Source organism: Brevibacterium sp. S22, from assembly GCF_004745485.1.
GTDB lineage: Bacteria > Actinomycetota > Actinomycetes > Actinomycetales > Brevibacteriaceae > Brevibacterium.
Window position 1 is genome coordinate 48,064 of the sequence record NZ_RHFG01000023.1, and the last position, 15,828, is coordinate 63,891.

Consider the following 15,828-nt stretch of genomic DNA (forward strand, 5'->3'; position numbering starts at 1 on the left):
GTGTTGTACTTTACCCACTTTAATGGTCGATCTCCCCCGCCACAAGCCCCCTCGTCCACAAACATCAAGACAGTGAGCATCTACGTGGAAACGCAGATTCCCACCCGAACGAGCCTCACTGCCCCGAGCAGCGAGCGTCACGTCAGACGGTCACTGAAGACTTCTTCGATCCCGTCGGGTCCGCGCTCGTCCATGTCGGGATCGCGCCGGAGGCCCAGCTTGAGTGCCACGTTTCGCGAGGCCAGGTTCTCTGGTCGCACCCGGGCGACAACGGGACCGTCCTCGGCATGAGCGTCGGCCCGCTCAAGCGCCGCCTTGACAGCCTCGGTCGCATATCCCGACCCCCATGCGTCCGGATGAAACCGAGCTATCAGGTTGCGGGCCGGCATGCCGTTGATACGCATCCTCTTCGTCCCGCAGTAGCCGATGATTCGCCCCGTCCGAATCTCCCGCACGCACCAGTACCCGTATTCGTGATCCGCCCAGTGGCGAAGCCACCTCTCGATGAGTTCGGTCGTCCCCTGAAGGTCGCTGACATAGTCCGAAGGATTGTGCGCAACAGCGCGGTGATCCCCGACGATGGCGAATATGTCCGCGGCATCGTCACGGTCAGGCACATCGAGGACCAGGCGAGATGTGTGGAGGCGGCGGGTTCCGTTCGCATGGGACGAGGCGTTTCGCCCCTCCTGCTCCGAGGCCCTCTTGATCCGCAGGAGAGTCTGGTCCATCCCGTCCCTCATGCTCCGTGTGAACGCGGCCGTTCCACCCATGTGCTTTTCGGTCATGGCATGAGCCCAATCGGATATTCCGTGCGGTGCCTCGCGACGGTGGACCACGCGAGTCGCCTCCGCACCCATCGGCTCCAGAGTGAATGACCACACCAGCCAGTTTTCGTCGACCCGAAATGCCATTTCACGGAGGGGCACGAACCGTACGATCTCCGCAGATGTCGACCACTTCATTCCGTGGTCATGATTGTGATTGACGAAGCGGACGCCGAGCGATGCAGTGTCCGCACCGTCGCAGAATTCCGACGAAACGACCTGTGGACTCCAGTCGGCGAGTCGACGAGGATCGCCGACCAACTCCCAGACCTCTGCAAGTGGCGCATGGATGATTGTTTCGGTTTCCAGCTCTTCGAGTGCAGGCACGTCATCTCCGTTCCGCTCGGCACAGACGTGTCAGCCATTGCCCCTCTCGCCTTCCATCGCCGGCATCACTGCTCATGCGCAGCGGAGACAGCACTGGAGGACAGCAGCATTGACGACGACGCTGTCGAGTTCAATTAGTGTAAAGTACATTCTGTACTATACCTTTTCTTTGCCGCGAACATGCCGTCCGGGCAATTCGACGACGACACCGGTACACGATTTCGGCTCAACGACGCCGCCGTTTCAGATGAGGACCACATATGACAACCTCGAACCACCACTTCGAATCAGTGCTCATCGAGCGCGAAGGCATACAGCTGCACGCGGTGCGGCGAGAAGGATCCGGGCCTCCGGTCATCGTCGTGCCCGGAGCAATGGCTGATTCCCACGATTTCATTGCGGCAGTGCGGGCGATGAACTGCGCGGGACCCGTGTTGATCCTCGACCGACGGGGCCGGAGGCATAGCGGCGCACAAGGGGCAGGGTACAACCTGCACACCGAGATCGGTGACCTGCGGGCCTGGATCGATCATCTTAAGCAGCCGGTGCACCTCGTGGGATGGAGCCTCGGTGGGACGATCACACTCGAAACTGCCGCCCAGGACACGCGCGTTGGATCAGTGGTCGCCTACGACCCCGTGCTTCCTCCGTTCGCCGAGGACGCCGTGTCGACTATGGCAGAGGCCGATCTCGATGAACGGGTTGTCATCATCAACCGCGACATCAGCGGGCTCGAACCTGAGCTTGTCGAAGCCATGAAGGAACAGCCCGAGTGGCCACACCTGCAAGAACTGGCCAGGCCCCTCGCTGCGGAACTCGCCGCTCTCAACGATTTCACGCCCAGCACCGAATGGGACAACGTGGCTGCGGCTCTGATCGTCGGCGAACGATCACATGCGGTCGAACCATATGGACCTGCCTTCGACCGCGTATCGGAGCGCATCCCACGGGCACCGATCACTGTCCTGCCCGGGCAGGGGCACCTTGCACATCTCGAAGACCCCACTCTTCTGGGCACCACTATCGGTGACCTCCTGACCGAAGCGGTGTCGACATGACGAGCGTCGAAGACAACCCCGTGTCTTCTGTGACCGCGCTGCGGGAGTGGATGTTCAGAGTTCGAATCATCCTCGCCCACGCTGTGGTCGCCATTATGCTGATCACGGCCGTGGCGGCATTTCTTCCGACCCCGCGACCATTGCTGACCATGCTGTCCGGCGCGTCGTATGCTGCACTGACGCTGGCGGCGATCTTTCTGGCTGTGTGTGCCTTCGGCCGTCCCCACGGTCCTACCCGGCTTCATCTTCTGCACCCACCCGTCCGAGGCCGATGGCTCGCGGCGAACAGCCCCGCGACGAAGATTCCCAGTCACGGAGTGCGCATGTACGGCCAGTCTCATGCCATCGACCTCGTCGCGTGGCCCGAAGAGAGTCAGGGAGTCGCAGACTACCCCACGACGACCGGCATGCTTCCAGCGGATCAGTTCCCCGGTCAGGGGCTCCCCGTACTCGCCATGGTCGACGGCGTCGTCGTCAATGCGAGCGATTGGCAGAGGGACCACCGCAGCCGGACAAGTCCTCTCTCACACGTCTACCTCGCCATCGAGCAGACAGTGCGAACGATGGGCGGCCCACACTGGATCTTCGGCAACCACGTCACGATCCGGGCAGACGATGGGACTTTCGCCGTCGTTGCCCACATACGCAGACGATCTCTTCGAGTTCAGGTGGGCGATCGGGTCAGAGCAGGAGAACACATCGCCGACTGCGGCAATTCGGGAAACAGCACGGAACCTCATGTCCATGCCCAGCTCATGGACCGTCAGTCCCTCTGGTCGGCTCACGGACTTCCCATGGGATTCCGGCATGCCGAATTCTTGCCCAGAGATGATGAGACCGACCTGGCTGAAACGGACACACCTGTCCTCCCGGCCAACGGCCAACTCATGATCACAGCCGATTCGTCGTGACTCGCGAAGCAGGTCCACATGGACATGTCCAAACTCGAAGCCTTCCTCCTGGTCGCCGAGGAGGAGTCGTTCAGTGCCGCCGCCGATAGAGCCGGTACCGCTCAATCGACGATCAGTTCGCGCATCAAGGAGCTCGAGACTGTGTTGGGTCAGAGTCTTTTCCTACGGAGCACGCGGAGGGTGAGTCTGTCTCCGGCAGGAGTCGCCGTCCTGCCTGCGGCTCGGACTGCTCTGTCGTCGTTGGACGCGATCCGTCAGGTCGTCGACGATATGGCAGGTATCCGCCATGGACGGATACGCCTCGGCGTCATCGCCGGGGCCACCGTCCCTGGCCTGGGAAGAGTCCTGGCAGACTTCGCCAGCGACTTCCCCGGTATTGATCTCGTCATCACGTCGCAGTCGAGCGATGCCCTCGAACGTGCCGTCGCAGACGGCTCAGTGGACATCGCTCTGGTGGTCCGGTTCGGCACCGCGGTCCTGCGATGGGAACGGCTGCTGCGCGACTCACTGATCGTCGTTGATGACCCGCCGCGGCAGGCCCGGATGTCCGCGACTCCCTTTTCGAGCCTGCACGAGACTCGTCTGATCATCCTCGACGGCGGGGTCGGCGTTCGACAGGCTCTGGAAGCGGAGGCTCGACGGGTTGGAATCTCCCTGAGCATCGTCGCTCAGGTCGCGACTCCTGCCGTCGCCGAGGAGCTGCACACTCGAGGCTTAGGTCGGCTCATCGTCCCGAACTCATTCGCACAAGGACGGGGCGCACCGCTCGTGGATGAGCACGGCAGCAAGCTCAACGTCGACGTCGGTCTCGTCGCCCGCCCCGACCTGCACGCCCCGGCTGCAGAACTCCTCATGACCCGGCTCATCGAAGGGATCGGAGACCATTGAGCGGAGTCGAGGATCCTGCTCATCGCGGGGTCAGCCGACTCCTGATCCGCGCGGCCGGAGTGCCTGCCCAGACGCTCGCACCCGGAACCGCCGCGATAGACGAAAGTGGCCCGGCCATCACTCGCCAGAAGGGAACGGGCATGCGAGTGCGCCGCAATACCGATGGGTTCCAATCGACCCCGTCGCATATCCAGGCAAGGAACCGGAGCGCCTCGAGCGGCGTATAGCCTGCAGCCCATGCCCGCTGTTCGAATTCCTTCCATTCTTGGTGGGTGAGCACACGAGTGGCAATGTCCATTCCGTCGGCTTCCTCGTGCTCGAGGTGTGCCCGCAATGGTCCTTCCAGCACGTCGAGGGCGGCAAGAACCTCCTGCGGCCCATTGCGTGCGGCGACGAGACCGCGGGCAGCAGCCTCAAGGTCTGCAAGCGGTTCGTCGATTGCCTGATGCTCGTCCTCCATGGCATCGAGCAGATCAGAACTCTCCGGCGAGCGCTCGAGCAGCAGGGGCCACAGAAAGTGGTCTTCTCCCTCATGGTGTCGGCGCAGCTCACCCATATTCCACAGCAGCATCCGACCGAGGCTGCGTGCACGCCGCGGGCTCAGCCAGTGTGGGTTCTCCAGCAGGAATCGGGCTCGTTCGAGATCTCTGCGCAGCGCTGCGTGGAAGAGGGTCATCGTCAGAGTGTCGGCGGGCCTGGCTGCATCCGGCGACCGCTTCACGGCCATTTCACTCATCACTGGTTCCCTGCGTGGTCAGATGAATCGGTGTCGTCGCGATGTCAGCTGGTCCGCTGACCGTCGGCTTCCAGTTCCAGGGCGATTCAGCGGCCGATACCCGCAATTGTGCTCTCATTGTGCGGACTTCGAGTGTGCTCATCTTCTTGGGACCTTTCTTGAAATCGTGGAATTCAATAGTGTCGCCCGTGAAACTGTGCCGTCCAACCGATCTTTTCGGATCTACCTATCGCCCATTTCGATAAGTCCGAAAACAGAGTTCTTCCCGCCCAGATCAACGTCAATAGACACAGGACCAGTCCGTGCGAAAGACCTCACGCCTCAGCGCTCGTCAGCAGACTGACCTCGATCGACAACACATTAGGTGCGTCGCCCAACACATAAGGTCCCAGCCATCTGTTCGCGAACAGATGGCTCGGACGTTTTGTGGTAATTCAGCCCCTCAGAACTTCGGCACGTCAGAGATCAGCGCCCGCGTGTACTCGTGCGACGGATTCTCCAGCACCGAGGCGGTCGGACCGTAGTCGACGATCTTGCCCTTGTTGAGCACGGCGAGGTTGTCGGCGATGTGCCTCGACAGCGCGATGTTGTGCGTGACGAAGAGCAGCGCCAGCTGTCGTTCCTCCCGCAGGGTCCGCAGCAGCGCGACGATCGAGGCCTGCACGCTGACATCCAACGCCGAGGTGATCTCATCACACACCATCACCGACGGCGCATTGACCAGGGCTCGGGCGATCGCGGCCCTCTGCCGCTCGCCACCAGAGAGGTCACCGGGACGCCGGTGATAGAACGACCGCCCCAACCGCACCGAGTCGAGGGCCTCCTCGACGGCGGCCTTCCGGCTCGCGGCCGTGCCCTCACCGCTCATCTCCAGCGGCACCGACAGCGACTGACCGATCGACCGACGCGGATTGAGCGAGGAGAACGGCGACTGGAACACATACTGAATGCCCACCCGCTGCTCGTTCGTGCGCTTGCGCGTCGACCGCGCCAGCTCCGTGCCCCGCAGCCGCACCGACCCGGAGTAATCGTCGTTGAGCCCGGCCACACACTGCGACAGGGTCGTCTTGCCCGATCCCGATTCGCCGAGCAGCATCGTGCACTCCCCCGGTTCCAGGACCATGTTGATCCCGTTGAGGATCTGCGCCTTCCCGTAGGCGAGCGCCACATCCGCGACCTCGAGCAGAGGCGCATTCGCCGAGGCGGCGCCGCCGTCCCGCTCCCCCGCCGAGGCGGTCGCCCCGTCCGGTGCGTCGCCGCCGGATCCGGAACCGACCGTATCCCCCGACCCGCCACGCTCCCCTGTCGAGACGAGGATATGCGTCTTCTCGTCGTCTTCGGACGGTTCCTTCGCTTCCGCGGCACCGTCGCCGATCGTCTTGCGGCCGGCCAGGTCCGGCACAGCTGCCATGAGCATCTTCGTGTACTCGTGCTGCGGGTCGTCGAGGACCGACGACACCGGTCCCTCTTCGACGAGGTCACCGCGCAGCATCACGGCCACCCGGTCGGAGATGTCCTTGATGACAGCCAGGTCGTGGGTGATGTAGAGGCCCGCGACATTGTTCGCCACCGTCATCTGCCGGATCGTGTCGAGCACGACCGACTGCGTGGACACGTCCAGTCCGGTCGTCGGTTCGTCGAGGATGAGCACATCGGGGTACATGGCGAAGGCCATGGCGATGCCGATACGCTGCTGCTGACCGCCGGAGAGCTGGTGCGGCCAGCGTTTCTGATACGCCTTGTCTCCGGGCAGTCCGACATCGACGAGCACCTCGGCGACGCGATCGGTCCGCTCCCGCTCCGAGGATCCGAAATCGTGGATGTCGAGGACTTCCCGGATCTGTTCGCCCACACGCATGGCCGGGTTGAGCGAGAGTGCGGGGTCCTGTGGGATGTACGCGATCCGGGATCCGCGCAGATCACGCAGGGCCACCTCGTCGAGGTCGCCGACTTCCACGTGGGTGGCCTCACCGCGCGGCCAGATGCTCACGGACCCGGACCCGAACTTCAGCCCTTCCCGGAAGTGACCCATGCAGGCCAGGCCCGCAGTGGTCTTGCCCGACCCCGACTCGCCGACGAGCCCGAGGATCTCCCCGCGGGACAGCGCGAAGTCGACGCCGTGGAGGATCTCATCGTCGGCGTTCGTGAGCACCCGCAGGTCGGACACCCGTAGGACGATCTTCTCGTTTGGTTCGTTCGCGGCATCGTGGCGAACGGTTTCTGTCTTCGGGCTCATCATGCCTCCACGGATGTCGATGCGGTGGCTCTGGCGAAGGAGTCCGCGAGCAGGTTGGTGCCGATGGTCAGCAGCGCGATCGCGATGACCGGCAGCAGCACACCCCAGGGCTGGATGGACAGGGCGATGCGGTTCTCGTTGATCATCAGACCCCAGTCGGCCGCGGGCGGCTGCAGGCCGAGACCGAGGAACGACAGCGAGGCGATATAGCCGATCGAGTAGGTCAGGCGCAGCCCGGCCTCCACGCTCAGCGGTCCGGTGATGTTGGGCAGCAGCTCACGCATGAGCACCTTCCACCGCGGCATCGCGTACATCTCGGCGGCCTTGATGTAGTCCTCGGTGATGACGCCCAGGGTTGCCGACCGCGCGACCCGGGCGATGCGCGGGGCGTGGGTGAGTCCGATGACGGTCACGAGCACCCACCCCTGCGGCCCGAGCACCGTGATCGCAAGGAGTGCGAACACGAGCTGCGGGATGGCGAGGATGACATCGTTGAGGCGCATGATCACGGCGTCGAACGTCCCGCCTACATAGGCGGCGAGCATGCCGATGATCGCACCGACGACAATACCGAGGACAGTGGCCAGCACACCGTAGACGATGAGGGTCACACCGCCGGCGAGGAACCGAGACAGCACATCCCTACCCAGGTTGTCCGAGCCGAACAGCCCGTAGGGGCTGAAGGGCTTCGTCACGAACTGTGTGGCGGTGTTGCCCGTCGCCCAGGGCAGCAGCAGCGGCCCGCACAGAGCGAGCACGACCACAACGACGGTGATCGTCAGACCGATCTTGCCCTGCTTCTGCGCGAGCACCCGCTTGTAGAAGGGAACATAGGTGGTCTGGGATTCTTTGGGGACCTCGGCGGCGTCGGTGGCCGCGGATTTGAGATCGTCGAGGCTGTTCGCGTCGGTGCTCATGCTGCGCTCCTCAGTTTCGGGTTGGTGAGGATGCCGACGACATCGGCCGCCAGGTTCACCACGACATAGACGGCGGCGACGAGCATGGAGATCGCTTGGACGACCTGCACATCTCGGTAGGTCACCGCGTCGATGAGTGCTTGCCCGAGTCCCGGGTAGCGGAAGAGGAACTCGACGACGACCACGCCGCCGGCCAGCCAGGCCAGCTGGATCGCGACGACCTGGGCGACCGGGCCGAGTGCGTGGGGCACGGCGTGGCGCATGATCACGCGTTTCTCCGGGACACCCTTGAGACGGGCCATCTCGACGAATCCGGAGTCCAGTACTTCGATCATCGTCGCCCGCATCATCCGCACGATATAGGGGGTGACGACGAGGATGAGGGTCAGGGTCGGCAGGATCAGCTGTTCCGGCCGGTTCCACACGGGTTCTCCCGGTGGGGCCAGGGTCACAGCGGGCAGGATCTGGAACACCGAGGTGGCGAAGATCGCGATGAGTCCGATGCCGATGACGAACTCGGGCATGGCCGCCAGCACGAGGCTGAGCCCGGTCATCGCCTGGTCGCGGCGCTTCCCGCGGTGCAGGGCCTGGAAGACGCCGAGGCCGATTCCCAGGGGGACGGAGATGATCGCGGCCAGTCCCATGAGGATGAAGGAGGCCCCGACTCGATCGCCGAGGAGGGCACCGACCGATCCTCCCGTCGCCGAGGAGGTTCCGAAGTCGCCGACGAAGAGTCCTCCCAACCAGGTGAAGTACCGCTGCCAGGCGGGTTGGTCGAGTCCCAGCTGTTCGTTCAGCGCCGCAATGCGTTCGGGTGTGGCCTGTTGGCCGAGAATCGCCCGTGCAGCATCGCCGGGCAGCAGCAGGGTGGCACCGAAGACGAGCAGGGACACGGCGATGAGGATGAACGCGGAGAAGAGCAGCCGCTTACCGATGACTTTTCCGAACATGTCAGACCTCTCCGATCCATACGCGGTCGAATCTCCAACCGCTCAGGGGACGTCCCGTGGAGTTGGGGATGAGCCCTCCGACGTACTTCTGGAAGGCGTCGACCTGGTTGGCGAAGCCCCACACGATGTATCCGCCTTCGTCATAGAGCATCTTCTGCAGCTCGTGTTCCATGTCCCGCCGTTCACCGGGGTCGGGGATGGCGCGAGCTTTGTCGAACACCTTGTTGAACTCCGGTTCGTCCCAATGGGTTTCGTTGAAGGGCGATTCCTCGATGCACGAGGAGATGACCTGCGGCATGAAATCGCGGGTGTACCAGAAGTCCTGGGCGAAGTCCCAGTTGAGGTAGCCGTCGCCGAAGAACGTGGTGGCGTCGACCTTGCGGATCTTGACCCGGATCCCGGCGTCAGCGGCCTGCTGGGCGAAGACCTGGGCGGCTTCGACGGCTCCGGATTGGATGGGGGCGGTGACGAGTTCGACGTCGAGCCCGTCGGGGTAGCCCGCCTCGGCGAGGAGTTCCTTGGCCGTGTCGATGTCCTGTTTGCGCTGCGGGAACTCCGGGTAGTTCTCGCTCAACGGGCCGAACATGTCGTTGCCCAGGGTGCCGTAGCCGGAGAGCACCTGTTCGATCATCTGTTCGCGGTCGACGACGAGGCGGAAGGCCTGCCGGACCTTGACGTCGTCGAAGGGCTTCTTGTCCACGCGCATGGTGAAGGGCAGCCACATGCCGGTCTTCGAGTTGAGGATGGACATGCGCTCGTCGGCGTCGATGACTTCGACGAGGGCGAGCGGGATGCCGGCGATCGCATCGACCTGGGTGGACAGGAGGGCGTTGATGAGGGCGTCGTCGTCGTTGAAGTTCAGTACCTCCACCTCGTCGAGGTAGATCTTCTCGGAGTCGAAGTAGTGCTCGTTGGGCACGAGCACGGTCGACTGGGCGGCGGTGAAGGATTTGAGTTTGAACGGCCCTGAGCACACCGGGTTGTCCGGGTCGTAGCCGACGGGGACGATGGCTGCGGTGTATTCGGCGACGGCGTCCTTGAACAGTCCGTTGGGTTCGCTGAGGTGGAATTCCACGGCGCGGTCTCCCTTGGGGACGACCTTGTCGAGCATGGTGAAGTTCGCGGCCGCGGTCTTCGGGTCGTCGGGGTCGGTGATCCTCTCGAATGTGAAGACCACATCCTCGGGGGTGATCGGCTTGCCGTCGGAGAACTTGACGCCCTCTTTCAGCGTGCACGTCCACACCGTGGAGTCGGAGTTGGCTGTGATCGACTCGGCCAGCAGCGGCACGACCTGAGAGTCGTCGTCCCAGCCGTAGAGGGCGTTGTAGAGGTTGACGGCACGGCAGACGTCGCCGTTGTTGACGGGGATGTGGGCGTCGACGGTGTCGGCGGAGTTGCCGCCGGTGACGCCCACGCGCAGAGTCCCGCCCTTGACGGGGTCGCCGGCATCGGCGGCACCGACGGTCCCGCCGCCGCAGGCGCTGAGTCCGGCGATCGCGGACACCGCGAGTCCGGCCCCCAGCGCTTGTCTTCGGTTCGGTGTTCTCATGTGCCTTCTTCCTAGGACGTCGGTTCGGGTTGGCGGTCCGCGAGGACGTGGGCGCGCAGATAGTTCTCGAGCATGGTCAGTGCTTCCTCATCGGTGATGGGCACCTGTCCGGTGCTGCGGGCCACGCCGAGTCCGTCGATGAAGATCGCCAGTGATTTGACCATGACGGTGGTGTCGCCGGTGCGGATGAGTCCCGCCTTCTGGCCGCTGTCGATGATCACTGCGATCATGTCGAGCCATTCGCCGTAGACAGCGGTGAGGTTATCGCGTGCCACTGTGTCCGTGGCCGCTCGGGCCCAGCATTGGAGCCAGATCGACCAGACGCGGCGGATCTTCTGGTCGACGCCGGCGTGGATGCGCGCGAAGTGGCGGAGCACGGTGATGGCGTCGACGGAGTCGTTGAGGTGGCGGGTCTTCGCGATGATGTCCAGTGAGTAGCGCAGGGCTGCTTGGAGCAGTTGGTCCTTCGTCCGGAAGTGGTAGTTCACCGCCGAGGTGGTCAAGCCCGCCGCACGGGCGACGTCTTCGGTGCGCACTTTGTCGATGCCGAGGTCGGCGTAGAGTTCCCAGGCCGCGGCAATGATCGTCACCCGGTTGCGGGTGCCCTTGGACATCCACTCCTGCGCGGGGTCGGCCGCAGGCGGCTCTGCGCTGTCGCTGTGTCCGGGAATCGTCGGCATATCTCGGCCATCGGGTGATGGCTCGACAGCCGCCGAGCCGCTGTGAACGTTTTCGGGCGACTGCGCGGCATGCCCTCGCCGAGGCGGCCCTGCCGTTCTCCCGGTCGTGAGCCAATCGGTGCTGACTTCGGTGAGTTCGGCGATGCGTGAGATCTCTTCGACTCGGAAGTTGCGTGTTCCGGCCAGGGATTTCGAGAGTTTGCTGGCGTCGAGCCCGATCTGTCGGGCGACTTCGCTGTGGTTGATTCCCGCGTTCTTGATGGCGTCGCGGACACGGATGACCAGCGACGTCTGTGTGCTGTCTGCACCTTTACCTTCCGTGACCACCACTACAGTCTGCACAGAAGTTGCGATTTTGGCAAGACTTACTGGGGTTTTGGGTAGTTTGCAGTCGGCAATGGCCCGAAACCACTCCTCCCTGCTGCCGAGGCCGTGGTTCACCCGTTCTGAATTCGGCAGTTGTGAATCAGTTCCGTTGCATCCGAGACCTTGGGAATCACAATCGGGCATCCCCGGTGTTTTTAGCTGCCACATTTGTTGAGAAATGAGTAGAGTTTTTTTCGATACCAGTGGCCCGAAGAGATCCTGGGTGTCGGCGAAGACAGACGCAAGGAGGCGTTCTGATTGTGGAGTTCACCGTTTTCGGTGCGATCGTATGTCGCTCGTAAACTGACGCCTGCGCGAAAGGCGTGGATCTCGAAGCTGCGACATGGCGAACATCAGTGGCAGAGGCGTACACCGCTGGTTCGACCTTGGGCCGGTACACCAGTCGACTCATTTGACGCACGAAGAGCTCAGGCCCAAAGCCTGGCAGTCGTCCGAGAGGTGCTGCGCCGCGCCGACATTCAGTTCGTCGAACTTCCACGGTTGAGCGTCTTCTCACCAACGCTCGTCATCGACTCCAAGTTCTCTTTTCAAGCGCTCCAGGCAATCACAGCGATTCATGATTCTGATCCCGGAACTGGCGCAAAGAAGAGTACCTGGACGATACGGTACTTCGCCGCTGACGGGGCTGAAATCGCTGCCAGAAAGGCTGAGAAATATCCCGCAAGGATCGCCTCGATAGCCTGCCTGAGGCATCACATCGCCGCCAATGACAGAGATCTGTCGACATCGGCGCTCACGGTGACGGTGGAGTTGTGGGACAGACTGGGGCGCGACAGGCAACGCGCCGATGGGGCGTCGCACATCGCAGGGACTCGTCATCGCAGACATCCTGACCACAATCTGGCTGTCGACTACATCGAACCGACTGCCTGGTTCCATGCGATACGCGATGATCACCGCCTCAGACTGCCTGCACCTCACCTCTACACCCTCCAAGAACCGGTCGATATCGTCTACACCTGGGTCGACGGCGCAGATCCGAAATGGCGGGCCAGAATGAGCGAGGCGATGGAAGCCGCCGATCTGCGCGTGACTGAACCCAGCGCCCTGGCAGAATCGAGGTTCACCTCCCGTGACGAACTGAAGTACTCCCTCCGCTCGCTCGAATACTACGCATCGTGGGCCAACCACATCTACATCGTCACCGATGATCAGATACCGGACTGGCTGAACACCGATCACCCGAAGATCACCGTTGTCGACCATCGCGACATCTTCACCGACCCGACTGTGCTTCCGGTGTTCAACTCTCATGCAATCGAGTCGCAGCTGCACCACATCGAGGGACTCTGCGATCGCTACGTCTATCTCAACGACGATTGCTTCTTCCTCCGTCCGACCGACCCCGAGCTGTTCTATTCGGGTAACGGGCTTGCCCGACACTTCCCTTCTGTTGTCCCCATCGACATAGGCGGCTGGTCGCCCCGGGATCTGCCGATCATCTCTGCAGCCAAACAGGGCAGGGACTACCTGCTCGACGCATACGGACGCACGGTCACCCACCGCTTCAAGCACACCCCGCACCCTCAGATCAGACCGGTGCTCGAAGCCATGGAACGCGAACACCCCGATCTGTTCTCCCACGTAGCCGCCTCAGTGTTCCGATCCCCCAGCGACTATTCGATTGCGTCGTCTCTGCACCATTTCGACGCTTTCGAAAGAGGACACTCTGTGGAGGGTTGGATCGGCTACCGATTCATCGACCTCGGCCGTCCCGATCTGGATCTGCAATTGGCCAGGGTGGCCAGAGCCGATGATCTGGACGTGTTCTGTCTCAATGAGACGACGCTGTGTGATGAGTCGCGCGAGACCATCGACAGCACAGTAGGCAGATTCCTCAACGACCGTTTTCCAATCCCGTCAAGTTTCGAGTCGCAGCCAGAGAAGGGAACACCGTGGATCAAAGACTCATCACGAAAGCGGCGGGGATCGCCAAACCGTTGGTCATCGGCGTCGCGGGAGAGCAAAGGTATCTCAAGCTTCGCCGATATGGGCTGAAACGACTACGCAGCTTCAACCGTCGGCGCGAGGAAGCCGATCGTTTCAGATCAGAGAAAAGCGGATTCTCGTTAGACCGTGAGGTGACTCGCCATGGCGGGCTTCTCACCGAGCTCGTCGATGAGATGACTCCGACGGCCGCGGCGAAGGCGAACTTCGACTTCACCGTCGATGCCCTCGACTCACGTGGGATCAGGTGGTGGCTGGTCGAAGACTATTCGGGCCACGGGTATCGGATCGGTGTTCACTTCGACGATAAACGGCGAGTGGCAGATGCCCTCGTGAGAAGACGGTTGGCAATGCCGATCTATGCTCGGTCTGACCGTTCGGGCCCGGTCGCCCTGTCCTCGATTCTGGAGCTCGCGACTGACCCTGAACTGGGTGTCATCACGGTGGCTGCGCCGAAGAAGGTGCGGGACAACAACTGGTCGTTCGGCTTCAGATTCGGTTGTTCGGTCGAGATGTGGACGACCACAGCAACAGAGTCGCGCGTCGTAGTCGAAGCGCCTGCGGAGAATCGTGCCGCGAAATTGATGTCGGAAGAAGAGTTCGAGCTGCAGAAGTCGAAGACGGAGTCAGGTCGTGAGTGCCTGACACCGGCCGTGCTGACGGAAACCATGCTCGAGGACATCACCTTCCCGATTGATGCCGTCTACACCTGGGTCGACGGCGCCGATCCTGCGTGGGTTACGTCGAAACGACGGCTCGAAGCGCAGCTAGCGGGTCACGAATATCATCCCGAAGCCAATCATGAGGCCAGGTTCGAGTCCAAGGACGAGCTGAAGTACTCGCTTCGATCGTTGGAGTACTTCGCGCCATGGTTCAACAAGGTTTACATCGTTACGGCCGGGCAATTACCTTCCTGGCTCAACGTCGACCACCCGAAAATTGTCATGATCGATCACAGCGACATCTACGATGTCCCCGATCACCTACCGACGTTCAACAGCAATTCGATCATCTCGAGACTCCATCACATTCCCGGATTGAGCGAACACTTCATCTATCTCAACGACGATGTCATGTTCGGCAAACCGGTGCGTCCACAAGACTTCTTCCTACCCAGCGGTGCAGTCAAGGTCTTCCCTTCTCGCAACCATCGACCGTTTGGTGCACCGACGGCGGAGGACGGACCTCATTTCAATCTCACGCGGAATATTCGACAGCTCCTGCGCGAAGAGTTCGGGGTCACTGTCACCAGAGCCGTCAAGCACACACCGTATCCAATGCTCAAGAGCCTGCATTTCGAGATGGAGGAGAAGTTTCGAGGCGACTATGAGCGCACATGGGCCAGCCGGTTCCGTCACCACGACGATATCGTCGCCGACCAGCTGTTCCACTACTACTCGCAGATAGTGGGCAAATCCGTCGCGACGTCGATCACCTATCGCTACATCAATATTCGCGACGACAATTACCGCTGGGTGCTGCGCGAGACGCTTCGCCAACGCAATCGTTCCACTCTGTGTCTCAATGACGCACCCGCTGAAGACGTCGAGCCACTCAGCGACGAAGAGGTGATGGAGTTCCTCAACGCGTACTTTCCGGTTAAGAGTTCGTTCGAAGCCTGAAACCTTCGTTTAGAGAACCGCCGGCGGCGAGTGATTCGCAGGCAGTGAAATTTCACTGCCAACTCCGAGCACCCACGAACTGGGACCAATGAGCACCGCCGCAGTATCCGTGCGTTCGACAGATCGGTCGCGACCTCGCTCAGCGCGACGATTCGGAGAGCACTTCGACCCGCTTTTCCTTTGTCCAAACCGAACAGGTGGCATCATGAACACAGTTCTCCACGATCTTCGGGCTGGTTGCTGCATAATTGCTCGCTACGTCCACTGATAGGGCACCTCGCCTGTTGGAATCTGGTGATGCCGAACAGGACCAGAACAGGTGCTCCCGGATCACCAGTAATACTTACCAAACCAGTATCAGCAGGAAAACCGTTGAAAGTTGGTACGAAGCTCGAGCCGATCCGAGGTCCGCGAAGACCAGAATCCGGTGATAAACCATCGCGTCGTGCCACATCGCAAAAACGTGAGGCATCGACCTCTCGCACTCGGGATTCAAAATTGACTGCGACTCGAACGACAAGCGGAGCCCAGACGTTGGTCACCCGATACACTGTGGGAAACTTCATCAACGTAGCCCAGAACAATTCTGTCGCTGAACCCAACTGACTCATTCTATTGGAAATATGTTTGCTCTAAAACGCCGACCACGGCTACCCGACGTCCCAATCTGGCTCTGCGGAATGAAGCGTGGTGACTGAGCAGTAGTCCAGTCGGTGTGTCGATGAGGGCAACGAAGGATCGGAGCCCCCATCATCGGAAGTGACGAAACAACCCACCGATGGAGACTCCGACCGTG

The 15,828-nt window shown here is 61.9% G+C and carries 13 protein-coding genes; 5 read left to right on the forward strand and 8 right to left on the reverse strand.

Translation table 11 applies throughout. The features are described from left to right. Positions 1 to 137: 137 nt before the first annotated feature. Positions 138 to 1,151, reverse strand: a complete 1,014-nt coding sequence (locus EB835_RS15890; protein WP_135810427.1) for a GNAT family N-acetyltransferase — start codon at positions 1,149 to 1,151, stop codon at positions 138 to 140. A gap of 260 nt (positions 1,152 to 1,411) precedes the next feature. Here EB835_RS15890 and EB835_RS15895 point away from each other — a divergent pair, with 260 nt between their 5' ends. Genes EB835_RS15895 through EB835_RS15905 form a run of 3 tightly spaced genes read left to right on the forward strand, consistent with a single transcriptional unit; the run spans position 1,412 to position 4,008 of the window. Further along, on the forward strand, positions 1,412 to 2,209 hold the full coding sequence (locus tag EB835_RS15895) for an alpha/beta fold hydrolase (protein WP_135810428.1): 798 nt from the start codon (positions 1,412 to 1,414) through the stop codon (positions 2,207 to 2,209). Then, complete coding sequence (locus EB835_RS15900; RefSeq protein WP_135810429.1) at positions 2,206 to 3,120, forward strand: M23 family metallopeptidase; 915 nt, start codon at positions 2,206 to 2,208, stop codon at positions 3,118 to 3,120. Before EB835_RS15895 ends, EB835_RS15900 begins: the two co-directional genes overlap by 4 nt. Before the next feature lie 18 nt (positions 3,121 to 3,138). Further along, the gene (locus EB835_RS15905) at positions 3,139 to 4,008 is read left to right on the forward strand and encodes a LysR family transcriptional regulator (RefSeq protein ID WP_135810430.1); all 870 of its coding nucleotides are present in this window, start codon (positions 3,139 to 3,141) and stop codon (positions 4,006 to 4,008) included. 19 nt (positions 4,009 to 4,027) lie between these two features. Here the strand turns inward: EB835_RS15905 and EB835_RS15910 are convergent, their stop codons facing one another. The 7 genes from EB835_RS15910 to EB835_RS15935 form a co-directional block, all read right to left on the reverse strand. Next, complete coding sequence (locus tag EB835_RS15910; RefSeq protein WP_135810431.1) at positions 4,028 to 4,744, reverse strand: hemerythrin domain-containing protein; 717 nt, start codon at positions 4,742 to 4,744, stop codon at positions 4,028 to 4,030. Beyond that, positions 4,737 to 4,886 carry a hypothetical protein gene (locus tag EB835_RS20320; protein ID WP_168216758.1) on the reverse strand — a complete coding sequence of 50 codons (150 nt, stop codon included), beginning with the start codon at positions 4,884 to 4,886 and terminating at the stop codon, positions 4,737 to 4,739. Before EB835_RS20320 ends, EB835_RS15910 begins: the two co-directional genes overlap by 8 nt. 300 nt (positions 4,887 to 5,186) lie before the next feature. Further along, positions 5,187 to 6,980, reverse strand: coding sequence for an ABC transporter ATP-binding protein (locus tag EB835_RS15915; RefSeq protein ID WP_135810432.1), 1,794 nt, complete (start codon positions 6,978 to 6,980; stop codon positions 5,187 to 5,189). Beyond that, complete coding sequence (locus tag EB835_RS15920; protein ID WP_205749960.1) at positions 6,980 to 7,897, reverse strand: ABC transporter permease; 918 nt, start codon at positions 7,895 to 7,897, stop codon at positions 6,980 to 6,982. Before EB835_RS15920 ends, EB835_RS15915 begins: the two co-directional genes overlap by 1 nt. After that, the gene (locus EB835_RS15925) at positions 7,894 to 8,847 is read right to left on the reverse strand and encodes an ABC transporter permease (protein ID WP_135810433.1); all 954 of its coding nucleotides are present in this window, start codon (positions 8,845 to 8,847) and stop codon (positions 7,894 to 7,896) included. Before EB835_RS15925 ends, EB835_RS15920 begins: the two co-directional genes overlap by 4 nt. Before the next feature lies 1 nt (position 8,848). Further along, a complete protein-coding gene (locus EB835_RS15930; protein WP_135810434.1) occupies positions 8,849 to 10,396 on the reverse strand; it encodes an ABC transporter substrate-binding protein in 1,548 nt (515 codons plus the stop codon). Positions 10,397 to 10,407: 11 nt separating this feature from the next. Continuing rightward, complete coding sequence (locus tag EB835_RS15935) at positions 10,408 to 11,403, reverse strand: TetR/AcrR family transcriptional regulator (RefSeq protein WP_240688790.1); 996 nt, start codon at positions 11,401 to 11,403, stop codon at positions 10,408 to 10,410. 804 nt (positions 11,404 to 12,207) lie between these two features. Here EB835_RS15935 and EB835_RS15940 point away from each other — a divergent pair. Next, positions 12,208 to 13,461 (forward strand): stealth family protein, encoded by a 1,254-nt coding sequence (locus EB835_RS15940; protein ID WP_168216759.1) that lies wholly within the window; start codon positions 12,208 to 12,210, stop codon positions 13,459 to 13,461. After that, positions 13,359 to 15,032 carry a stealth family protein gene (locus EB835_RS15945; protein WP_240688791.1) on the forward strand — a complete coding sequence of 558 codons (1,674 nt, stop codon included), beginning with the start codon at positions 13,359 to 13,361 and terminating at the stop codon, positions 15,030 to 15,032. The genes EB835_RS15940 and EB835_RS15945 overlap by 103 nt, the downstream gene beginning before the upstream one ends. The last annotated feature ends 796 nt before the right edge of the window (positions 15,033 to 15,828 follow it).